This window comes from Achromobacter mucicolens (genome assembly GCF_902859725.1).
Lineage (GTDB): Bacteria > Pseudomonadota > Gammaproteobacteria > Burkholderiales > Burkholderiaceae_B > Achromobacter > Achromobacter mucicolens.
The window spans coordinates 318,508-341,944 of record NZ_CADIJP010000003.1; the positions used below are offsets into that span (position 1 = coordinate 318,508).

10 protein-coding genes and 1 pseudogene are annotated in these 23,437 nt (G+C 67.4%); 9 read left to right on the forward strand and 2 right to left on the reverse strand.

What is annotated here, in order from left to right; translation table 11 throughout:
- Positions 1-82: 82 nt before the first annotated feature.
- Entirely contained in the window at positions 83-2,071 is a 1,989-nt protein-coding gene (locus tag HV786_RS27550) for a tetratricopeptide repeat protein (protein WP_128828926.1), read from the forward strand.
- A gap of 493 nt (positions 2,072-2,564) precedes the next feature.
- On the forward strand, positions 2,565-5,765 hold the full coding sequence (locus HV786_RS05085) for an autotransporter outer membrane beta-barrel domain-containing protein (RefSeq protein WP_175210190.1): 3,201 nt from the start codon (positions 2,565-2,567) through the stop codon (positions 5,763-5,765).
- Here HV786_RS05085 and HV786_RS05090 read toward each other — a convergent pair.
- Complete coding sequence (locus tag HV786_RS05090) at positions 5,762-6,460, reverse strand: hypothetical protein (RefSeq protein WP_128828448.1); 699 nt, start codon at positions 6,458-6,460, stop codon at positions 5,762-5,764. The two genes, HV786_RS05085 and HV786_RS05090, sit on opposite strands and share 4 nt — an antisense overlap.
- Positions 6,461-6,515: 55 nt before the next feature.
- Positions 6,516-12,611 carry an autotransporter outer membrane beta-barrel domain-containing protein gene (locus tag HV786_RS05095; protein WP_175210192.1) on the reverse strand — a complete coding sequence of 2,032 codons (6,096 nt, stop codon included), beginning with the start codon at positions 12,609-12,611 and terminating at the stop codon, positions 6,516-6,518.
- A gap of 501 nt (positions 12,612-13,112) precedes the next feature.
- Between HV786_RS05095 and HV786_RS27555 the strand changes: the two are divergent.
- The 7 genes and pseudogenes from HV786_RS27555 to HV786_RS05125 form a co-directional block, all read left to right on the forward strand.
- Positions 13,113-13,235: pseudogene (locus HV786_RS27555) on the forward strand (ESPR domain-containing protein); the annotation flags it as partial.
- 42 nt (positions 13,236-13,277) lie between these two features.
- Positions 13,278-17,858, forward strand: coding sequence for an autotransporter domain-containing protein (locus HV786_RS05100; protein ID WP_420809627.1), 4,581 nt, complete (start codon positions 13,278-13,280; stop codon positions 17,856-17,858).
- A gap of 161 nt (positions 17,859-18,019) precedes the next feature.
- Positions 18,020-18,628 carry a lipocalin family protein gene (locus tag HV786_RS05105; RefSeq protein ID WP_128830203.1) on the forward strand — a complete coding sequence of 203 codons (609 nt, stop codon included), beginning with the start codon at positions 18,020-18,022 and terminating at the stop codon, positions 18,626-18,628.
- Between the two features lie 16 nt (positions 18,629-18,644).
- Positions 18,645-20,195, forward strand: coding sequence for a cryptochrome/photolyase family protein (locus HV786_RS05110; protein ID WP_128830202.1), 1,551 nt, complete (start codon positions 18,645-18,647; stop codon positions 20,193-20,195).
- A gap of 119 nt (positions 20,196-20,314) precedes the next feature.
- Positions 20,315-21,301 carry a cation diffusion facilitator family transporter gene (locus HV786_RS05115; RefSeq protein WP_128830201.1) on the forward strand — a complete coding sequence of 329 codons (987 nt, stop codon included), beginning with the start codon at positions 20,315-20,317 and terminating at the stop codon, positions 21,299-21,301.
- A gap of 15 nt (positions 21,302-21,316) precedes the next feature.
- Entirely contained in the window at positions 21,317-21,868 is a 552-nt protein-coding gene (locus tag HV786_RS05120; RefSeq protein ID WP_128830200.1) for a cytochrome b, read from the forward strand.
- A 323-nt stretch (positions 21,869-22,191) separates the two neighbouring features.
- A complete protein-coding gene (locus tag HV786_RS05125) occupies positions 22,192-23,433 on the forward strand; it encodes an urea ABC transporter substrate-binding protein (RefSeq protein ID WP_128830199.1) in 1,242 nt (413 codons plus the stop codon).
- Positions 23,434-23,437 lie beyond the last annotated feature (4 nt).

The window sequence follows — 23,437 nt, forward strand, 5'->3', positions numbered from 1 at the left end:
TGGCAAGCCCGCGCGAAGGCACTAGAATCTGCGCTTCACGTTTCCCTTCAGGCCGGCCCGGACAGCGGCCGCAGGTCTCACCATGGCCTCCACGCCCGCACCGCCACCGCCCACGACAGGCACGCAGCTTTCCCTACGCGAAGCCCTGCAACAGGCCCACGCCCATTGGAACGCCGGACAGGCGTTCCAGGCAGAGGTCCTCTGCCGCCGCATTCTGGCCGTATCGCCAGGACAGGCCGATGCCTCCCACCTGCTGGGCTTGATCGCGCACGCGCACGGCCAGCCCGCGCTGGCGCTCGACCTGCTGCGGCACGCTTGCCAGACCGACGCCGCGCCCGCGGTCTACTTCGGCAACCTGGCCGAAATCTGCCGGCAGCAAGGCCTGCTCACTGAAGGCGAGGCCGCCGCGCGCCATGCCACGCAACGAGACCCCGGGCTGGTCATGGCGTGGAACAACCTGGGAATCATCCTGCAGGAATCCGGGCGCCACGCCGACAGCGTCGAATGTCTTGAACGGGTGGCACAACTTCAGCCGCACAGCCCGGAAGCCCTCAACAACCTCGGCAACGCGTACACGGGCGTGAATCGCCTGGACGAAGCGCGTCAGCATTACGTCCGGGCGCTCGCATTGCGCGGCGACTACGCCGAGGCGCACAGCAACCTCGCCTTCGTGCTGCGCGAACTGGGCGATTACGACGCTGCGGCAAACGCCGGACAGCGCGCCATCGAATGCAACCCGCGCCTGGCGAACGCGTACATCAATCTGGCGGAAATCGAAGCGGCGCGGTCGCGGCCCGCACAAGCGCTGCAATGGACTGAAGCGCTGCTGGCCTTTGCGCCCAGCCACCCGCAGGCGCTCGAACTACGCACGCGCTTACAGACGGCATGCGGCTCGCAGGCTGCGACAGCCCAAGCGCAAGACTTGGAAGACTTGGCCCGCCACGTCCGCGATCTGCTGACTGAGCGACAGAACGCCGAAGCCGAGCGGCTACTGCGCGAGACCATGGACCCGCGCGGCGCTCCCGCCGTACTTTGGCGCCTTCTCGGTCTGGCAGTGAAATTTCAAGGGCGCGTTCAGGAAGCCGCTGACATTCAGGCCATGCTCGCCACAGCCATGCCCGGCAACCTGTCCGCCCGATTCGACCTGGCCGAAACGCTCTTGCTGCAAGGGGATTTCGAGCGCGGCTGGACGGAATACCGTTGGCGCTACAGCCTTTCCCATACCGCGGCGATGGACCGCAAGGTGCAGCGGCCGCGCTGGGACGGCAGCCGCATCGCGGGTCAGACGCTGCTCATTCATGACGAGCAGGGGTACGGCGACACGCTGCAATTCATGCGCCTGATCGACGCGGCCCGGACCCGCAGCGGCGCGCGTGTCGTGCTGGAAGTCCATCCCGACCTGCTGCCCTTCGCCCGGCGCCTCGTCGGCCCGGACGCCTTCCCGCGCGGCCAGATCCCCCCGCCGTTCGACCAGCACTGCGAACTGATGTCCCTGCCCATGGCGATCGGCCTGCGCATGGCCGACCTGCCGGGCCAGGTCGGCTACCTGTCGGCCGATGCGGCCCGCGTCGAGAAATGGCGCAAGCGGCTGGCCGGCTTGCCACGGCCGTGGGTGGCGCTGGCCTGGGCAGGCAGACCCACGCATTCGAACGACGCCAATCGTTCCCTTGCCTTGGCGGATATGGCGCCCCTGGCCGTGCCCGGGATCACGTACCTGGCCATCCAGAAAGGCCCTGCCGCGGCCCAGGCCGCCACGGCCCCGCCCGGCATGAACATCGTGCCGCTGGACGCCGAGATTGCCGACTTCGAGGACACCGCCGCGATCCTGTCCCTGGCCGACCTGCTCGTCTCGGTCGACTCCTCGCCCGTGCATCTGGCCGGCGCATTGAATCGGCCCGCCTGGGTGCTGCTGCCTTTCCTGCCCGACTGGCGCTGGCTGTTGCATCGGTCCGACTCCCCCTGGTATCCGTCGCTGCAATTGTTTCGCCAGCCCGCGCCGGGCGACTGGAAGCGGGTCATGCACGACGTGGGCCGGGCGCTGGCAACCCGGTTTCACCGCGGCCGGGCCTGAACATGCGGGCGCAGCCGGCGCCCAAGCCGGCGCGCCCGCATGTATCAACCGGAAAAAGGCCTGAATTTTGGCATTATTGCGGCCTTTGAAAAGGCACCATCGCCAGTAATGTGCGGGGTGAGATAGTGCGCCCCCAGCAAAAGGCCGCCTGTCTGCCCTCATACCTTGGCACCGGCCGCGCGGATAGTCCATAGCTCCAACGGTTGCCGCACATTCCAACCGACATCGCCCCAGGCGGGAGCTTGCCTTGAAGCTGAAACACCAAAAAAAGCGTATCAACTCTGTTCCCGTGGCATCCGCGCGAGCCGGCTCGACGGCGGCCCCTGCCCGGTCGACGCAAATTCTGTCGGGTGTTTCCCTAGTGGCCGCCAGTCTGCTTCCCGGCATGGTCCATGCAGCGGCGTGCATCAGCATTGGGAACAACGCGACGCTCTTCGGCTCCGAAGACTGCATCGAATGGACGGGCGGTAACTTTTTGGTCACCGGGAGCGGCATGCTCTCCGGCGCCGACATCGGTATGCACGCCTCCGGCACCAGCCCCGGCCGCACGCTGACGAACCAGGGCACCATCGTTGGCACACTGGCGGGCCTGCAGAACGACGGCGTTCTGGCTCAGGTGCAAAACAATGGCTTGATCTGGTCCACCGGAACGGGCGTCACCGTGGCCGGCATCCTGAATACGGGGTCCGGAAGCATCACCAGCGTGGTCAACAACACGGGCGGCTCCATCGCCGGCGCACGTGCCGGGATCTTCAATGAGGGCAGCATCGGCACGATCAGCAATGCCGGGATGATCAGCAGCAACAGTTCCTTCGGCGGGACGATTGCAGCCATCTGGAACAATGGCGGAACGATCACCAACCTGACCAACACCGGCACCTTGCAAAGCGCCAACATTGGCGGTGTCCTTGCGGGGTTCGGTGTGGTCACCGAAAATGGCGCCATCGAAACGCTGCAAAACGAGGGGACCATCGTCGGCCAGCTAGGCATCCTGGCTCAGGACAACGCCCGGTTAGGCACGCTCACGAATTCCGGGACCCTCTCTGGCGACATCGCAGGCATCTTCATGGATGCCAGCACGGCCGGCACCATCACGAACACGGGCCTGATCGTGGGTGCGCCCAGCAGCGCCATGGGCGGATCGTTCGATGCCGGCATCTACCTGTCCCGCGCCAGCAGCGTAAGCCTGCTCGCCAATAGCGGCACCATCACCGGCCGGAATGCGGCGATCCAGCTCGATAGCAACAGCTATATCAGTACGATCACCAACAGCGGCCTCATCGCGGGCGACCTGACCTCCGCCAGCGCCATCCCCCTCGCCATCGCAGGCGGCAGCGGCAACGTCTTCGGCACCCTTACCGGCGCGAGCGGCGGCTTGGGCGTGGCCGACAAAGGCCTCATCAAGGTAACGGGCGCAAACCTGGTGTTTTCGGGCGGAAACCTGCTGCTGAACAACGACATCGCTGCGGTGGGCCGTTCCGTCATGAACTATGGCGCGACCCTTCAGATCAACAACCCCATCACCGTCACGGGCAACTATTCGCAGACCGGCGGCGGACTGGCCTTCAATGTCGTCGACACCAGCAGCTATGGCTACCTGGACGTGAACGGCTCGGCGGCCATCAGCAGCGCGGCGATAAGCCTGGGCGGCACGGGGTTGGCCAATGGCCAGTCCTACACGGTCGTGCGCGCGACCGGGTCTGGCACCTATGTCAACAACACGGCCTTCGTCTCCACCAACAACGGCCTGCTCGCCCAACTGAGTGACGTGAACGGCGCGCTGACCGTGACCATCGCGCCCGACGCCCAGACCCACTACTGGGACGGCGCCAACACCGTGGCCGACGGCACGATTGCCGGCGGCTCCGGCACCTGGACGGCCAACGGCAAGAACTGGACCTCGACCGACGGCGCCGCCAACGGCCAGCTCGACCAGACCGACGTGCGGCCCGTGTTCGGCGGCACGGCGGGCACCGTGACGGTCGACGCCAGCCACGGCGCAATCGCCGTAAACGGCATGCAGTTCTCCACCGATGGCTACCGCGTCACCGGCGACGCCATCGGGCTGGCGGCGGCCACCTCGGCCATCGAGGTCGATACCAACGCCACCGCCATCATCGATTCCACGCTGAACGGCAGCGGCGCGCTGGCCAAGACCGGCAGCGGCATGCTGATCCTGAACGGCGTGAACACCTACTCGGGCGGCACCTCGGTGTCCGCGGGCACGCTTGAGATCGGCGATGCCGCGCATCCCACCGCCAGCATCCTGGGCGACGTGGCCGTCGGCAGCGCCGGCACGCTGCGCGGGCACGGCTCCATCGGCGGCAATGTGACCAACGACGGTATCGTGCGTCCGGGCGGCTCCATCGGCACGCTGACGATCCTGGGCAATTACACGCAGTCCCCGACCGGCACGCTGTTCATCGACGTCAGCCCCACGGCTGCTTCGCAACTGAAGGTGAGCGGCACCGCCACCCTGGCCGGCACCCTGAACGTGCTGTACGGCCCGGGCACCTACAGCGCGACATCCTTCCGCATTGTCGACGCGGCCAGCGTCACCGGCCGTTTCGCGTCCGTGACCAGCAACGCGCCGGCCGAACTGGCGCAAAGCGTGCAGAACCTGGCCGACGGCAGCACCCTCACGCTGGCCGCCAGCGGCACGGATAACGGCGGCGGTACGGACACCGGCGGCGGCACCGACACCGGCGGCGGCACGGACACTGGCGGCGGGTCCGTCGTCATTGCCCCCACCAACGCCACGATCTTCGGCGCCGTCGCCTCGGCCGCCATCCGCGAAGGCCAGCGCGTGAACGACACGCTGCTCGCGCGCCTGGGCCAGGATTGCGCGGACGCCTCGACGCCCGCCAATTGCGCGCGCCCCGGCCGCCAGGCCTGGGCCCAGATCGTCTCCAACAGCGTCAACGTGCGCGGCAACGACGACGCGCCCAGCTACAAAGATCGCCATTACGGCTTTCTTGCCGGCCTGGATCAGCAGGTCGGCGCCTGGACGCTGGGCGTCGCGGGCGGCTACAGCCACGTTGATGTGACCGAAGACGAGGCAAGCGGCAAGATCGACACCCTGCGCATCGCCGGCTATGGCAGCCGCCGCGTGGGGGCCGTTACCCTCGCCGCGACGGTCGGCGCCGCCTACGACTTTCTCCAGACGCGCCGGTCCTTCCCCGGCCCGGGCAAGGCCCGTGGCGACTCCGACGCACAGGAAATCACGGCCGGCCTGCAAGCCAGCCTGCCGCTGGCCGCCGGCCCGCTCACGATCACGCCGCGTCTCGGGCTGCGCTATCTGTACCTGCACGCCGAACGCTTCAGCGAAACGGGTTCGACCAGCCAGAATCTGGATGTGGGCGCCCAGGACTTCAACAGCCTGCAACCCTATGCGCAGCTCGTCGTGGGTCTGCCCTTCAGCATGAAGTCGGACAAACCCGCCGTCGTCGAGGCCCGCGTCGGCTACGCCTACGAAACCCTGGACAGCAACCGCGCATTCCACGCCACGGCGACCGACGGCACCGGCTTCACGCTACCCGGCGTGTCGCCCTCGCGCGGCATGTTCTCTGCCGGCCTGGGTCTCACGATGCCCGTCAGCAAGGCCATGGACCTGACCGCCAGCTACGACCGGCTGTTCGACACGGGCAACGTGTCGGGACAAACGTTCCAGCTGCAGGCGACGTACCGGTTCTAAAGCGCGGTCCGCCGGCTCCGCCGGCGATACCACCACGTCAGCGCCGCCCAGACCAAGGCCCAGGCGCCCAGTATCGCGGCAATGAAGGGCCAGAAGATGAACGTGGCAACGTCGTCCCAGCCGCCCGCCGTGCGCTTCAGGCCGATGGGCGCGCTGATCTCCAGCTCGATCTGTTCGCCCTGCAGCGCCGGCCCGGCTTCCTCCACGGTGAACGTCAGTGTGGAAGCCCCCTTCGCCAGTTTCGGGTAGCCGGGCGCGGTTTGAAGCTGCGCGCCATTGGCATGGGTTTCAGGCCAGAGCTTGCGGTAGAAATGCGTGGCGCTGGCGGCGCTGAGCGGCGCCGCACTGACCACGAGGTCCAGTCCCTTGCCATCGCGCACACGGATTCGCACCGGCTCACCGGGGTTGACGCTGCGCGGCTTTCCGTCCGCCGCGCCAATGCGCGTCGCCGAATCCCCCAGTTCTGGGCGGTCGCGCCCGCGCGGCCCGCCGAAACGCGCCTCCATCCACAGCGGCGCTTCACGGATGCGGTAAACCTCGGCGCGCGCGGTCTGGCCGGGCGTCAGGACGATCGGCGTCAGCGTCGCGTCGGCGGACTGCGCATACCGCACCATGCCGACCGCAAACCACGCCATGGCGGCCAGCCAAAGCAACCAGCCCACCGCCAGCGTCATCTTGAAGAACCTGCGCCACATGCCGTTCCGCCTAGAATTTTCCAGCGTCAGAGCGTAACCGAAGTTGGCGCAGGCCTCAGAACGGCACCATGACCTTCAACGTGCCGCTGTGGCTGCGCACGTTCTCGGAAAACTGGCCGTCGTACTGAAGCCGGAAATCGACCCCCGCGGCGCGCATGACGTGCAGCCCCGCCCCCACCTTGCCCACCACATCGTCGATGGGCAGCGACGTATCGAACGATCCCGTGCCGGCGGGCGCCCCGCGCAGGCGTGAGGTGGTCGTCCAATCGTCCTTGGACAGGAACGACACGCCGGCGTACACGAACGGCCGCAGCATCGCGCCGTTGGACAGCTTGGCGCGTCCGCCGAACTCGATCATGGGCGACAGGCCCAGGATGACCTGGTCGCTGCTGTCCACCGACAAGGCCAGCGGATTCGCGCCCGATTCCTTGTAGCCCGGCATGCGGGTATAGCTGGCGTCGAAGTCCAGGTACGGCTTCACGTACACACTCTCGAAGGCGAAGGTGCGGGCGGCGCGCAAACGTGCATTGAAGCCATAGACATCTGGGCGGCTGGTCAAGGTGTCCTGGTATCCCGCGATGTCGATGTTGCGGTCCATGCGATAACCGCCATAACCGCCGCCGACCGCCGCCGAGAACACCCACGGCCCTTCCTGGCGCTTGACGACCATGCCGGCGTAGCCGCTGTCGCCATCGCCGCGCACACTGCCGTCGTTGGCGCGCACCTTGCTGCTTTCGTAGGCCACTGAGCCGCCGACGAACCAGCCCGGACTGACTTCGCGCTGCCCGCCAATCTGGTAGGTCACCGTGTCGTAGTCAAAGCCAGCCGTGCCTTTGCTGCCGTCCTGGCTGGTGGCGCGGCCCGTGACCTGGCCCCAGTAGCAGTTCTGCTCGCCCGAGAAGGCGTCGACCCCGGTGAACGTGGGGCAGGACATCATCGCGCCCGTGAAATGACCCAGGTTTGCGGCCGATTGCGCCGCCGGCGCGCTCGTCACGCCCGGCGACAGGTTGGACACGCGGTCGCGATACGTGCCTGCCCCCTGGCGCGAAGCCTGATCCAGCTGCCCGAAAAGCGGCGCCAGGGCGGAATTGCCGCCTGCATCCCAGATGCGCTGAAGCTGATCGGCGACCTGGCGCTGGTTGGCCTTCAGTTGCATCGACGGCGCGTTCAAGTCGGCGGCCGCCACGCGGATCCGAGTGGACTGGCCGACCTGGCGCGTGGCGTAATCGAAGACCGGACTGTCGACGGCGCCCACGCTGCCTTGCGAATCGCCCTGAACCGTCAGGACCGTCAGCTCGCGGTTCGGCATCAGCGCGGCGGCCAGCACGTCGACATTGCCATTCAGATCGCCATTGCCTTGCACCACCATCTGCGACGCACGCATCTGGTCGAAGTCCACGTCGGCGCGCAGGACGCCGCTGGCGGACTGCCTGAAATTGCCGCTGACGGTCAGGGTCTGGAACTGGCCCGGCGAGCCGATCACGACCAGGCCCGAGTTGATGACGTTGGCCTGATACGCAGTGGCCGCGTTGGCCACGCCGCCGGACTGCACGTAGTAGTTGCAGGCATTGGAGGAATCGCCGTTGCCGCAATAGACGTTGCCGGAGATGGTGCCGTAGTCGTTGATGGTGAGGAAAGACCCCGCCGCCGTGGTCGAATCGCCGTTGAACGTCAACGCCGTGCCGGACAGCGCGCTGAGCGAACCGCCTGCGTTGACGTTGACCACGTTGTCCCGGCCGCTCAGTATCCACACGCCTTTGCCGGTGTTGGAGCCGCCCGCCACGCTGCCGCTGATGTTGACCGTGACGCCCTGCTCGCTTTGTCCGCCCTGGCTTTGCGCCATGATGCCCGTCGCATCCGAACCCGTCACGCTGAGCGTCCCGCTCTGGTTCACGGTGACGCTGCCTGCATTGCCCGTGGCGCTGCTGACCGACCCGGCAAAGCCGGCCTGCGGCCCGCCAGCCAGCCCGCCGCCCCCGCCGATCGACTGCGCGATGATGCCGTAGGCATTGGCGCCCGCGGTCGTCAGATTGCCGTCAAAGGAAACCGTCACGTTGCCGGCGGTGCCCGAACTGAACGCGGTCGGCAGGAATCCGGCCGGGTTGGTGGTGATCAGCTTGGTGGTGTCGCCCAGGATGCCCCCGCCGTCCGCGATGGACTGCGCCACGATGCCGTGCGCGCCCGCGCCATGCGTGGCCAGCGTGTAGCGCAGATCCACGTTCACGGCGCTGGCATTGGCGTTCCCGCCACCCAGCACCGTCGTTCCGACGCCGGTCGCCGTGCCGGAGGTCACGATGCCGCCGCCCCCGCCGATCGATTGCGCGATGACACCGATGGCCCGATCGCCATGGGTGTTCAGATTAAGGCCGGTGGACAGATTGACTGTGCCGCCCGCGCCGGCCACGCCCGCGCCGCCCGCGTGCAGGTTGAATCGCTGGCTGCCGGGATTCGCGGCCGATGCCGTGCTGCCCGCCATCGCAATGCCGCCGCCCCCGCCGATGGACTGCGCCACCAGGCCGTAGGCGCTGTCGCCGGTGGTCTGGATGGCCGCGTAGCTGCCGCTCGTGACCGTGATGCTGCCGCCCGCGCCACCACTGCCGCCGGTCGCGCCGGCCCGCAGCGAGCCGTTTGCCAGCGGCGATCCCGTGGCGCCCATGCCGCCGCCGCCGCCGATCGACTGCAAGACAATGCCCATCGCGCCATAGCCGGCCGTGTTGAAGCTATTGGTCCCGTTGCCGTTCAGGAAGGCGACGATGCTGTTGCCCGCCCCGCCGCTTCCCCCGGAGCCGCCCACCGAAATCGACACGTTGGACGACGAAATGCTGGACGAGGCGGTCGATGCGCCGCCCGCGCCGCCGCCGCCGCCGATGGATTGCAGGACTGCGGCGTCCGCGTAATCCCCGTACGTGTTCGTGGATGCCCCGATGCTCGCGGCATTGGACGTCGTGCCGATCGCGCCGCCATTGCCGCCTGCGCCGCCATTGCCGCCCACCGAGACGTTGAACTGGTAGGTCGTGCCGGCGTCGTCCAGCGCGTCGGATGAATTGTTCTGGCTGGTGCCGCCGACCGCGCCGCCCAGCCCGCCCGAACCGCCGATGCTCTGCACCAGCAGCGCGTCGGCATCGGCGCCATAGGTGGTGACATTGCCATCGCTGTTCAGGTTGATGGCGCCGCCATAGCCCCCGCCGGTGCCGCCGCGGCCAACCGACACGGTGCCCCTGACGTCGGTCGTGCTGTCCTCGCTTTCGCTATTGACGGCCAGCCCGACCTGGCCGCCTTGCGACGCCCCGCCGCCGCCGCCGATGGACTGCACCAGCACGGCGCGCGCCCCATCGCCGTGCGTGATGATGGTGCTGGCCGGATTGACGGTCAGCGACGCCGTGCCGCCCTGTCCGCCCGAGCCGCCGACCCCGCCCACGTTGGCCGTGATCGACACGTTGGCATCCACATTGGGGCTGCGTCCCGTAGCGGAACCCACGCCGCCCGCGCCGCCGCCGCCGCCAATGCTTTGCAGCACCAGCGCATTCGCGGAGTCTCCCCACGTGGTGATGGAACTGCTCGCCAGGCTGAGCGTGGCGTTGCCGCCGTAGCTGCCCGATCCGCCGCTGCCCCCCACCGACGACTGAACCGTGCCGCCGACGGAATCGCCGGTGCCGACTACCGTCGAGAGGGCCGATGCGCTGCCGCCCAGCCCGCCGCCGCCGCCGATCGATTGCACCAGGACGCCTTGCGAATTGGGACCATACGTGGTCAGGATGGAATTGTTGATGGCCGACGACGCGGTGCCGCCCGCGCCGCCCGAAGCCCCGGAACCTCCCATGGCAAACGTGACCGCGACGCCAAAGGACGCGTCCTCGTCTGGCACCGCGATCGCCAGGGCCTTGGCGACGGACGCGCCGCCCGCCCCGCCGCCGCCGCCAATGGACTGCACGACCACGCCGTGCGCATCGCCATTCGTGGTGCCCGACGAACCGGTCGTCAAGGTTGCGTTGGACACGTTGCCCGCCGCGCTCCCGCCCGCACCGCCGCTGCCGCCGGTGCCGCCCACCGCGACGGACATGGCAAAGCCCACGCCGGCGTCGTAGGAGGAGGCTGCCCCGCCGGTTCCCCCGCCGCCGCCGATGGACTGAGACACGATGCCGTACGCATGGTCGCCGCCCGTGGTCAAGGTGTAGCCGTTCAGGCCGACAGTGGACGAGCCGCCGTTGCCGCCGCCGCCCCCCTGCCCGCCGATCACGGCAACCCCGCTGGCCGCGCCGCCATCTCCGCCGCCGCCGCCGATGGACTGGCCCAGCATCCCGATGGCCGACGTTCCGCCCGTGGTCAATGTGCCGGACTGGTTGATCGTGACCGTGCCGCCGGAGACCGCCGTGCCGCCCGCCCCGCCCAATGCAACGATGCCGCTGCTGACGCCCGCCGTGCCGCCGCCGCCGCCGATGGACTGCGCCGATATGCCGTGCGAGGACTGCCCGGTGGTCGTGATCGAGGACTGGCTGTTGATGGAAACCGAGCCGCTGGCCCCGCCAATCCCCGCATCCGCGCCAGCATTGCCGAACAGTTCGAAGTTGGACGTGGTCGTGCCGCCAATGCCCCCCATCGACTGGCCGAGGATACCAATGGAATAGTTGTTGGAAGTCTGGATGGAGCCGCCGGTGGTTGTCACCGTCACCGCGCCGCCGGCCCCGCCGCTGCCGGCGTTTTCGGGCGTGAAGTCGATGATGCCGCTGCTGGTCTCCACCCCTCCGCCCGCGCCGCCCAGGCTGCTGGCCGAGATGCCGGTGGACTGCACGCCATTGGTGCGGATGGTGGCATTGCCGCTCAGGGTGACGTTCACCGTGCCGCCGTTGCCGCCGGCCGCCCCATTGCTGTCCTCGCGTCCTGCCCCGCCGTTGCCGCCCTGCGTGATCACGTTGACGCCAGGCAGGTAGTCGCCCGATGTCGTGACCGACGACCCGCTGTTCAGGGTGACCGTGGTGGTCGTATTGCCGTTGCCGCCGCCGTATCCGCCGATTTCGCCGCTGGTGTTGGTGATCGTCTGCGGACCCATGCCGCCATTGCCGCCCAGCCCGATCACAACGATCCCGCCGGACACCTTCGACAGGCTCGCGGGCTGCACGGTCGAGGTGCTGGACACGGACACCTGGCCCGAGTTCACCACCGTCATCGCGCCAAACTGGCCGCCGGTGCCGCCGTTGTCGCTGCCGTCCTCGGACGTCGTGCCGTTGCCGCCCTGGCTCAGGACATACAGGCCGCGCACGCTGCTCAGGGCCGTCCCGTTGACGTTCACCGTAACGGAGCCCGTATTCGTGATGATCGTCGGATTCGAATAATTGACCGCGCCGCCGCTGGAACCGCTACCGTTGTCAAGCCCGCCACTGCCGCTGATGGATTCCGCGCCGACACCCCATGCATAGCGCGACGTGGAACCGGTGACCGACACGGCCCCGGAATTCGAGATATTGACGATATTGCTACCGCCGCCGTTGCCGCCGACCTGGTCGCCGGTCGCCGCATTGTCCTGGTTCCCGCCCGTCGCGCCGATGCTGGCGCCGTAGAGGCCCACGCCGCCATAGGGCAGGTTCAAGACGCTGACGTTGCCGCTATTGGTGATGGTGACGGCAGAGCCATCGCCCCCCTGGCCCCCGTTGCCCCCGCCAATCACCGTCTCGTTGGCATTGGCGCCGATCCCCCCGACCGACACGCCGTAGATCCCGAACTGCGCGCCCGAATCCGCCCAGATGCCAGGACCGCTGCCTTGGGTGCTGGAGGTCGGCGCGTTCTGAACGGTGATTGTCCCGCCGTTGTTGTTGATGGTGATGGTGCCGCCGTTGCCGCCGTTCGTCGCATTGTTGCTGGTGTCGCTGGACCCCATGCCGCCCGTCAGGCGAACGAAGATGCCGCCCTGCGGGACGCTCGGCTGCAACACGGCGCCGTTGTTGACCACCGTGTAGTTGCCGCCATAGCCGCCGACGTTGTCGCCGGTGCCGGCGCTGGCGGTGTTGACGACACTGACCTGTGCACCCGATCCGCCCTGGCTGGACGAAATGGTGCAGGTGGTGGAATTGGCAGGGTTGGTGTCGACCGAAGGACAACTCAATGCCGCGACGGCGGGCTGCGCCATGACGAGCCCCACGGCAGTGACGGAGAGCATCTCACGCCAGTCCGGGGGACGTGGCAGCGAACGGCGTGGTTCCAGCGCCCCAACAACAGTGGCCCTGGCTCGCAAAGGTCGCTTTGCGGTCGGCTTTCCCATCGTCTTCCCCTCGGTGCGAGCCGTAACAACGGGCCGCATAAGTTTTCTGATTGATTCTGCTCCGGACGTTTTTTACCAGTGACGCTTGCCTTTGCACAGCGCTGTTGCACTTCAAGCCGCCCGCCTGTTGCCCCGCCGCCATGCGATCGTCGCGAACCGGTCCGCATCGAATTGCCTCAAAAATTGGGCTTAATTCCGCGAATGACGACCGGCGGCCCGGTGATATAGTCCGACCGCCTCATGCGAATGCCGTAGGCGGCATGTCGACCTGTCGTACCCGAGCACTCGGGAGGATCGCCGCCCGGATCCACCACCATCAATGAATCAGCGCTGCCTCAGTTGTCAGCGAACGCCGGCTCCGGGCCGGCCGACCAATGGGCGCGCAAAGGGAAAGCAACGATGAACCGCAGCTATCGGCTCGTCTGGAATCAGGCCTTGCAAATGATGCAGGTCGCGCCCGAAATCGCTTCATCCAGATCCTCGGTCCCAGGCAGCGCGACACATTGCGGGACACCACGGCGCTCCCTTCCCCGCGCCGCGCACAGGGCCAGGCAGATCGCCTTGATGCTCGGCCTGACCTGCGCTTTACCTTCCGTGTGGGCCGCCGGGTGCGCACCCGGCGATGCCAGCGCCTGCGGCGCGGCCGGCGGCGCGGGTTACCCGGGACGCAGCGGCAACGGCGGGGCGGGCAACGGTCAGGGCGGCGGCTCAAGCGAGCTCGACGCCAATAACGTCACGGTGACGGTTCCCGGCGGCGCGCCAGGCGCCAACGGCAGCGGCGGCAGCGGCGCCGCGGGCGATGCGGGCGGCAACGCTGCCGGCGGTGCCACCGGCCTGGCTCTCTCGTCCACCAACGTCGGCGTAAACACAAGCTTCGGCGGAGCCGCGGGCAACGCGGGCGCAGACGGCACCAACTTTGGCGGCGGCGGCGGCGGTGGGGGCACCGGGCTGTACTACAGCGGGACCGAGGCGACGATCGATGTCAATGCCGCCATGTCGGGCGGCGCCGGAGGTGCCGGGGGCACCACGTCCAATGGTGCCGTAGGCAATGCGGGCGCCGGTGGCGGTGGCGGCGCCGGGATGATATCGATCACCACTGGCGCGAATCTCACGTCGCACGGGCTGCTCCAGGGCGGCGGCGGCGGCGCGGGCGGGCCGGGCGGCTTTGGCGGGGGTGGCGGTGGCGGAGGCGATGGGCTGGTGGTGTTTGGCACTGGCTCCTCCATCCTCAACCTTGGCGAGATAAACGGCGGTGCAGGCGGTGCGGGCGGCACAGGCGCCAATGGCAACGGAACCGGCGGTGACGGCGGCGCCGGCGTCAATTTCGCGGGAGGCTACAGCACCATACTGAACGCGGGCACGATCACCGGCGGCAGCAGCAACGGCGGGGCGGCGGGCGCAGGCGTGATCGCGCACGGCTTTACCAACATCACGAATGCCGGCACCATCGTTGGCGGCGTCGCCAACGGCACGCGCGCGGCTGCCATCCAGTTTGAGGGCTCGGGCAACTCGCTCACGCTGCTCTCGGGCTCCACGCTTTTAGGCGACCTGGTCATAGCCGCCGGCGCATCTGCCCAGATCAACCCGGCACACCAGGGCCTATCTCTCGGCAATGCCGTGATCCTGACCGACGCCGCATCCGCAGTCTCCTTCAACACCAGCACGGCCCCCCTCACGCTGACGGGCACCATTTCCGGATTTGGCGGCGTGACCGCGATGGGAGGCACGCTGTCAACGTCGGCCGTCCACGGCTACACGGGCGCCACGACGATCACGAGCGGCACGCTGGCGCTGACGGGCAACGGCAGCATCGCGGCCTCGTCGGGGCTGGTCAACAATGGCCGGTTCGATATCTCCGCCACCACCGCAGGCGCTTCGCTCAAGGCGCTTTCCGGCACCGGCGTCATCGAGCTGGGCTCCCAGTCCCTGACCGTGAACAGCGCCGCTGGCGACTTCAGCGGCGTGATCGGCGGCGCGGGTGGCTTCACGGTGGCGGGCGGCACGCAGACGCTCTCGGGCGTCAACATCTACACCGGTGCGACCGACATCGGCAATGGCGCGACCCTCGCGCTGGCAGGCAATGGCAGCCTCGCGGCCTCCAGCGGCGTCATCAACAACGGCACGTTCGACATTTCCGGCACCACGGCGGGCGCTTCCGTCCAAGCCCTGACTGGCGCTGGCGCTACCACGCTTGGCTCGCGCACCCTGACGCTGACGAACGCGGCGGGCACGTATGCGGGTTCGATTGGCGGAACGGGCGGGATCACGCTGAACGCCGGCACGCAGACGCTGACCGGCAACAACACGTACAGTGGCGCGACCACGATCAATGGCGGCACGCTGGTGCTGACGGGCAACGGCAACATCGCGGCCTCGTCGGGGCTGGTCAACAATGGCCGGTTCGAAATCTCTGGCACCGCCGCAGGCGCTTCGCTCAAGGCGCTGTCCGGCACCGGCGTCATCGCGCTGGGCTCCCAGTCCCTGACCGTGAACAGCGCCGCTGGCGACTTCAGCGGCGTGATCGGCGGCGCCGGTGGTTTCACGGTGGCGGGCGGCACGCAGACGTTCTCGGGCGTCAACATCTACACCGGTGCGACCGACATCGGCAATGGCGCGACCCTCGCGCTGGCAGGCAGCGGCAGCCTCGCGGCCTCCAGTGGCGTCATCAACAACGGCACGTTCGATATTTCCAGCACCACGGCGGGCGCATCCATCACGGCCCTGACAGGCGCAGGTATCACCACGCTCGGCTCGCGCACCCTGACCCTGACGAACGCGGCGGGCACCTATGCGGGCGCCATTGGCGGAACGGGCGGGATCACGCTGAGCGCCGGCACGCAGACGCTGACCGGCAACAACACGTACAGCGGCGCGACCACGATCAACGGCGGCACGCTGGCGCTGACGGGCAACGGCAGCGCCGCGGCCTCCAATGTCGTCGTCAACAACGGCACATTCGATATTTCCAACGCCGCGGCGGGCGCATCAGTCACGGGGTTGTCGGGCAGCGGCGCGGTCGCGCTGGGCAGCCGCACCCTGACGATCAGCAACGCGGCGAGCGCCTTCGGCGGCAGCATTGGCGGCACGGGCGGCCTGACGGTGGGAGGCGGCACGCAAACGCTCACCGGCGCAAACACCTATACCGGCGCAACCACGATCAGCCCGGGCGCCACGCTCGCCATCAACGGCGCGGGCAGCATCGCAGCCTCCAACGGGATCACGAACCTAGGCACGCTGGATATCTCGGGCACGGCGGCGGGCGCGTCGGTAACGAGCCTGAGCGGCTCGGGGAACGTGGCGCTCGGCGCGCGCACGCTTACGCTGACGAACGCGGCGGGCAATTTCTCGGGGGCCATTGCCGGCACGGGCGGCCTGACGCTTAACGGCGGCACGCAGGTCCTGGCGGGCACCAACAACTACACGGGCGCCACCACCATCAACAGCGGCACGCTTGCCGTCACGGGCAGCCTGTCGTCCGCGTCGAACGTCGTGCTGGCCGGCCCGGGCGCCGCGCTCGATGTGTCGGGCGCCGGCGCGCAGCGGATGACCGCGCTGGCCGGCGGGGCGGGCACGCGCCTGCAACTCGGCACAAGCACGTTGACGCTGGATTCGCCGGCCGACAGCACGTTTGACGGCGCATTGAACGGCTCTGGCGTCTTCGCCAAACAAGGCGCCGGCATGCTGACACTGAACGGCGACAGCAGCGGTTTCGCCGGCCTCACGCGGGTGGACGGCGGCACGCTGGCCGTGGGCGATGCCAACCACGACACCGCGCTGCTCGGCGGCAACGTGGCCGTGGGGGCCCAGGGCACGTTGAAGGGTCACGGCACGATCGCCGGCAGCCTCTTGAACCAGGGCATCGTCATGCCAGGCGGGTCGGTCGGCACGTTGAGCGTGGGCGGCAACTACACCCAGGCCAGCAACGCGACGCTGTCCATCGAGGTCAATCCGCTGGAAAGCTCGCTGCTGCGCGTCGGTGGCGCCGCCACCCTGGACGGCGGCCTGTCGATCGTCTACGCGCCCGGCACCTATACGGCGCGCCGCTATACCCTGCTTTCGGCCGCCAACGGCGTCAACGGCACCTTTGCCACGGTGACCAGCACCACGTCCGCCGGCGCGGATCTGTCCACGCTCAACCAGTCGGTCACCTACGGCGCAAACGAGGTCGGCCTGCAATTGTTCTCCCCCGACGCCCCTGGCTCCGTGATCGTCGCTCCCACCAACACCAGCATCTACACCGCGCTTGGCACGGCGGCGATCATGCGCGCGCAATCGGTCAACGCGACGCTGCTCGGCCGCTTCGTGCCCTCGCCGCAGACGCAGCCGGCCGCGCGCGGCGCCTGGATCGAGGCCACCGGGTCCAGCACGCGCCTGCACGCCGACGACGGGCAGCCTGGCTTCAAGGCAAACCAGTTCGGCTTTCTGGCGGGCAGCGACCGGCGCGTCGGCGACTACACCGTGGGCCTGGCCGGCGGCTACGCGCATACGTCGCTCGACGAAGACGAGACGGGCAGCTCCGGCGCCACCGACACCGTGCGCCTGGCCCTCTATGGCGGCCGCGACTTCGGACCGGTCACCGTGTCGGCAACGCTCGGCTATGGCCTGGACTTCCTGTCGCAGAAGCGCCCGTTTGGCGCGTCTGGCACCGCGCAAGGCGATCACATCGGGCACGAGATCTCGGCCGCCACCCAGGCCGCCGTGCCGATGCGCGTGGGCAGTATCACGCTGACGCCCGCCGCCGGGCTGCGCTACGCCTTCTTCCGGGGCGCAAGCTTCACCGAAAGCGGCGCCTCGGCGCAGAACCTGAGCGTCGATTCCGACACCGCGCGCAGTCTTCAGCCCTACGTGATGCTCAAGCTGGACAAGACGTTCGGCGAGGGAGAACGCGCCGTCGATGCCCAGTTGCGCGTGGGCTATGCGCGGGAACTGATGGGCACGAGCCGGCAGGTCACCGTCCTGTCGCAGGACGGCACCCGCTTCGCCGCGCCCGGCGTCGCGCTGCCGCGCAATTACGTCACGGGCGGCGCGAGCATCGGTTTTCGCCCCTCGAAGGCCACGTCGATCTCGGTGGGTTACGACGCGCTGATCAATACCGGGCACGCGTCGGCGCAAGCGGGGTATGCGCGGTTCGAGTATCAGTTCTGAAATCACGTTCAACTTCAGCGGCCGATGGCCGCGATCTTTCCCACTGAAGCGGAGCCGAAACTCGCGCACCAAGATTTGTTTCCATTTTTTCCGAACCGCAAGCATGGCCCGGAAACCGCGCAAATATAATTTCCAGGACTCAAATTCAGCGGAGGTTTGCCATGCGCCATGCAGAAGCCGGTCGTCGTTTCACCCACCCGTTGCGGCGCGTCGCGCCGTGGTTGGCGTTGGGACTATTGGGCTTGACGTTGTATGGCTGTGCCGCGACCACGCCGCCCAAAGGCGTGACGCCCGTGGGCGACTTCGACGTGCATCGTTATGAAGGCCGCTGGTTCGAAATCGCGCGGCTGGACCACCGTTTCGAACGCGGCATGACGGACGTCACCGCGCACTACACGCTTCAGGATGACGGCACCGTGCGCGTCGTGAACCGCGGATTCGACCCGGCCAAGGGGTCGCAAGGCGATTGGCGTTCGGCAGAGGGGCTGGCCCGCTTCACGGGAGACCCCTCGGTAGCTTCTCTGAAGGTGTCGTTCTTCGGCCCCTTCTATGGCGGCTACCATGTGGCCGCATTGGATCCGGATTATCGCTGGGCACTGGTGGTGGGCCCGGATCGCAGCTATGCCTGGATCCTCGCGCGCGACAAGACACTGAATGCGCAGACGCGCGACGACATCCTGAGCCGCGCCAAGGCGTTGGGCGTGGACACCGACGCGTTCATCTGGGTCAGCCAGGATCGCGAACAGCCGCCGCTGGAACCGGCTTCCTGATGCCGCGTCGCGCGCCATGACATCCAAAGGCGCTGGCGCGCACACCCTGCGCTTGATTCTCGGCGACCAGCTGAACCCGCTGCACAGCTGGTTCGCCCGGACCGATCCAGACGTGGTGTATGTGCTGATGGAAGTGCGTCAAGAGACGGACTACGTGCTGCACCACGCGCAAAAAATCCTGGCGATATTCGCCGCCATGCGCGACTTCGCGCGCCATCTGCGCAAGGCGGGACATCGCGTCAGGTATGTCGCGATCGACAACCCCAGCAACCGGCAGGACATCACCCAAAATCTGGCTGCGCTGATGGCGCACTACGGCGCCCGCGAACTGGTCTACCAGCAACCCGATGAATGGCGGGTCAGCCAGGTCCTTGGCGCCTGGAGTGCGACGCAGGCATTCTCCGTGCAGCAGGCCGACAGCGAGCATTTCCATACGACGCGTGATGAAGTGGCCAGATTCTTCGGCCCCCGCAAGAGCTGGCTCATGGAGACGTTCTACCGCCATATGCGCCGGCGTCACGGCGTATTGATGGATGCAACTGGCGAGCCAGTGGGCGGGCGATGGAACTTTGATCACGACAACCGCAAGCCCTGGCCCGGCACCCCGCCGCTGCCGCCCGACGTCCGGCCGGTGCACGACCATCGCGCGTTATGGGAGACGATCTGTCAGGCAGGCGTGCAGAGCTTTGGAAATCCGCAGGCCGATCAGTTCCGCTGGCCGTTGAATCGCGCGCAGGCGCTTGAATGGCTGGACCATTTCATCCAGCACACGCTGCCCAACTTCGGGGCCTACGAAGACGCCATGAGCGCGGGCAATCCGCGCCTGTTTCACTCGCAGTTGTCGTTCGCCCTGAACACGAAGATGCTGCACCCCGCCGAGCTGGTGCGGCAGGCGCAGGCCGCCTACGAAACGGGACAAGCTCCCCTTGCGGCCGTTGAAGGCTTCATCCGGCAGATCCTGGGATGGCGCGAGTATGTCCGCGGCGTGTATTGGGCGCACATGCCGGGGTACGAGACGCGCAACGCGTTGGGGCACACGCGCCCGCTGCCGGCTTGGTTCTGGACCGGGCAGACCCGCATGCGCTGCATGAGCGACGCCATCGGCAATTCGCTGGAGAACGCCTACGCGCACCATATCCAGCGCCTGATGGTCATCGGCAACTTCGCGCTGTTGGCCGGCCTGGACCCTGCCGAGGTGCACCGCTGGTATCTGGGCGTCTACATCGACGCGTTCGAATGGGTCGAGCTGCCCAACACAGTGGGGATGAGCCAGTTTGCCGACGGGGGCTTGCTGGGCACCAAACCCTATGTCAGCAGCGCGTCATACATCGACCGGATGAGCGATTACTGTCACGCGTGTCCGTACGACAAGAAACAGAAGACGGGCGAACGCGCCTGTCCGTTCAACGCCCTGTACTGGGATTTCTTTGCGCGCCACAGATCGCAGCTTGAGGACAACCGGCGCCTTGCCATGGTGTACCGGCGATGGCAGGACCTTCCCGAGGAGGCGCAGGCCGCGGTGCGTGAGCAGGCGGCGCTGACGTTGACGCGCCTGGAAGGACTGTAAGACTCGCTCAACGCCAGAGCGCGAATCATTCCGGCGGCATTCATCCTGCGTTAAGGTCGGGCCGTTATGCTGGGCGCCCAAATATCCCATCGCAAACACCAAGCATCGGAGCTGTACCCATGACACCCCTTCGGCCCGCGCCCGACGCCCCCGAAGATAACGAACACACGCCGGCAGAGCGCGCTGCCGCCGCCTCCCGCAGCACATGGGTCAGCGTGGGCGTCAATGTGGCGCTTGCGACCGCCCAGATCATCCTGGGCATATTCTCGAAATCCCAAGGCTTGGTAGCCGACGGCATTCACTCGCTTTCAGATCTGGTCGCAGACTTCATTGTGCTGCTTGCCAACCGGCATAGCCAGAAGGAAGCCGATGCCGGTCATCACTATGGGCATTACCGCTACGAGACCGCGGCGTCGTTTGCGCTGGGCATCTTGCTGCTGCTCGTGGGCGGCGGCATGCTCTGGGCGGCAATCAGCAAGCTGGAGCAGCCCGGCGCGATCCCGCAGGTGCATGGCATTGCCCTCTGGGTCGTGGGCGCCGCCCTGGTCGCCAAGGAAATCCTGTTCCGCTACATGCTCGCTGTGGCCAAGCGTGTGAAGTCCAGCATGCTGGTGGCCAATGCCTGGCATGCGCGCTCGGATGCCGCTTCCTCGTTGGTGGTCGGCATCGGCATCGTCGGCAACCTGCTCGGCTACCCTATCCTGGATCCCGTGGCCGCCGCCATCGTGGGGTTCATGGTGGCAAGAATGGGCTGGAATTTTGGGTGGGATGCCCTGCACGATCTGATGGACCGTGCGGCCGACGAAGACGAAACCGCAGCCATACGCCGGACCTTGCTGGATACCGCCGGCGTTCAAGGCGTGCATGACCTGCGGACCCGAAAAATGGGCGACATGATTCTGGCCGATGCCCACCTGGAAATCGACGCGGCGTTGACCGTGGACGAAGGGCACAAGATCGCGGTCGAGGCCCGCCACCGGGTCATGCAGCGGCACCGTGTATTGAATCTGATGACCCACGTCGACCCCTGGCGGCGCACCGGCGCGCCGGCAAGTTCCGATCAGGGTGCGTCCGGCATCACGCCCACCATTGCGCAGCAGTCCTGAAAATAAGGAATCCTCATGGCAATCAAGAACACCGATACACAGTTTGGCGGCCTGGTCATCGCGCTGCACTGGCTCATGCTCATCGTGCTGGCCCTGGTCTACGCCTGCATGGAGCTGCGCGGCCTGGCCACGAAAGGCACCGATCTCTACAACAACGTCAAGGCGCTGCATTTCTCGCTGGGGCTGTGCGTGATCGGGCTGGTTGTCTTGCGGCTGGGCATCCGCGTGGCCGCCGGCGCCGCGCCTGCCGTCCGGCCGCCGATGCCGACTTGGCAGGAGGTGCTTGCCCGGCTGATGCACTACGCCCTGTATGCCTTCATGATCGCCACGCCGATTCTCGGATGGCTGACGCTGAGCGCGGGCGGAAAGACCATTCCGCTGTTCGGCCTTGAGATGCCCGCCTTGGTAGGCGCGGACAAGGCGCTGGCAAGCCAGCTGAAGGAACTGCATGAAACCTTGGCGACGGCCGGCTACTTTCTGGTGGGCCTGCACGCCGCCGCGGCGCTGTTTCACCACTACATCCTGCAGGACAATACGCTGGCGCGCATGCTGCCGGGGCGCCGCTAACGCCAGGCCCAACGCAACGCGAAACGCCGAACCTGCGCCAGCCCCTAGGGAAATCCCGGGGCTAGCCTGGACTTTGCCCTTCCCCTAGAATTTGCCCTGCCTTCACGCATTGAAGGCCGGCTCGGCAAGTTCCAAAGGCGCAACTGCCCGCAAGGCCGCTCAGTTTTTCTCGTCGACAACGGCGTCGACATCCTGCCGGGTTCTCGGCATACCCACACACCTATACACGTCTACGCGACTTTCGGCGTCGGCCTCTGCTCGTCCCTGCACTTTGCGCCGGGCGTCAGACCGTGCGCGCCGCAAGCGCTCAAGGGGCCATCAACATGAGCATGAACCGCCGCCAGTTCCTCTCGTCCACCGCTGCCACCGCCGCCTCCGCCACCCTGATGGGGCTGGCGGGCTCGCGCGCCTTTGCGGCCGGCGAGGAAAAAATCAACGTCGCCGCCATCTACGATCTGTCGGGGGGCCTGGACATCTACGGCAAGCCGGTGATGGACGCGCTGCGATTCGCGGCCGAGGAAATCAACGCCAAGGGCGGCCTGCTGGACAGGCAGATCAACTTCATCGCCTATGACGCGCAGTCGAACATGCAGCTGTATGCGCAGTTCGCGCAGCAGGCCGCGCTGCGCGACAAGGCCGCCGTGGTCCACGCCGGCATCACGTCGGCCTCGCGCGAGGTCGTGCGTCCGGTGCTCAACCGTTATCGCACCCTGTACTTCTACAACAACCAGTACGAAGGCGGTGTCTGCGATCGCAACTACTTCGCGGCCGGCGTGACGCCCGCGCAGACCGTGCAGAAGCTCGCCCCCTACGCCGTCAAGAACTGGGGCAAGAAGGTGTACATCGTGGCCGCGGACTACAACTACGGCCAGATCGTGTCCAACTGGGTGCGCAAGTACGCGGCCGACGTGGGCGGCAAGACCGTCGCCACGGAATTCTTCCCGCTGGATGTGACCGATTTCGGCGCCGCCATCTCCAAGATCCAGGCCGCCTCGCCCGACTTCATCTGGTCGGGTCTGGTGGGCGGCGCGCACATGTCGTTCTACCGGCAATGGAAGGCCACCGGCATGACGGGCAAGATCCCGCTCGCCTCGACCACCTTTGCCGGCGGCAATGAACACATCGTGCTCTCGCCCGAGGAATGCAATGGCTTCCTGGTCTGCCAGAACTACCTGCAAGAGCTGCCCGGCGCGGCCAACGCCGACTTCGTCAAGCGCTTCCATGCCCGCTACGGCGCCGACTATCCCTACATCACCGAACTGGCCATGGGCGCCTATCAAGGCTTCATGTTGTGGGCCGAAGGCGTGCGCAAGGCGGGTTCGCTGGACCGCATGAAGGTCATCGAAGCGCTGGAATCGGGCATCGCCATCGATGCGCCGAGCGGCCGCGTGTCGCTGGACCCGGCCACCCACCACTGCACGCTGGACGTTCACATCGCCGAAGTGCGCGACCGCAAGCTCAATCTGGTCGAGAGCTTCCCGCAGCAGCAGCCCGGCGACACCGCGGCGGTCTGCGACCTGATCAAGAACCCGGCGGACAACCGTCAATACGCCATCAAGTTCTGAGCGT

Bases quoted from the DNA above. Each gene is read 5' to 3' on its own strand.
- HV786_RS27550 (WP_128828926.1), top strand. From the start codon at position 83: ATGGCCTCCACGCCCGCACCGCCACCGCCCACGACAGGCACGCAGCTT.
- HV786_RS05085 (WP_175210190.1), top strand. From the start codon at position 2,565: ATGCTCTCCGGCGCCGACATCGGTATGCACGCCTCCGGCACCAGCCCC.
- HV786_RS05090 (WP_128828448.1), bottom strand. From the start codon at position 6,460: ATGTGGCGCAGGTTCTTCAAGATGACGCTGGCGGTGGGCTGGTTGCTT.
- HV786_RS05095 (WP_175210192.1), bottom strand. From the start codon at position 12,611: ATGCTCTCCGTCACTGCCGTGGGGCTCGTCATGGCGCAGCCCGCCGTC.
- HV786_RS05100 (WP_420809627.1), top strand. From the start codon at position 13,278: ATGCTCGGCCTGACCTGCGCTTTACCTTCCGTGTGGGCCGCCGGGTGC.
- HV786_RS05105 (WP_128830203.1), top strand. From the start codon at position 18,020: ATGCGCCATGCAGAAGCCGGTCGTCGTTTCACCCACCCGTTGCGGCGC.
- HV786_RS05110 (WP_128830202.1), top strand. From the start codon at position 18,645: ATGACATCCAAAGGCGCTGGCGCGCACACCCTGCGCTTGATTCTCGGC.
- HV786_RS05115 (WP_128830201.1), top strand. From the start codon at position 20,315: ATGACACCCCTTCGGCCCGCGCCCGACGCCCCCGAAGATAACGAACAC.
- HV786_RS05120 (WP_128830200.1), top strand. From the start codon at position 21,317: ATGGCAATCAAGAACACCGATACACAGTTTGGCGGCCTGGTCATCGCG.
- HV786_RS05125 (WP_128830199.1), top strand. From the start codon at position 22,192: ATGAGCATGAACCGCCGCCAGTTCCTCTCGTCCACCGCTGCCACCGCC.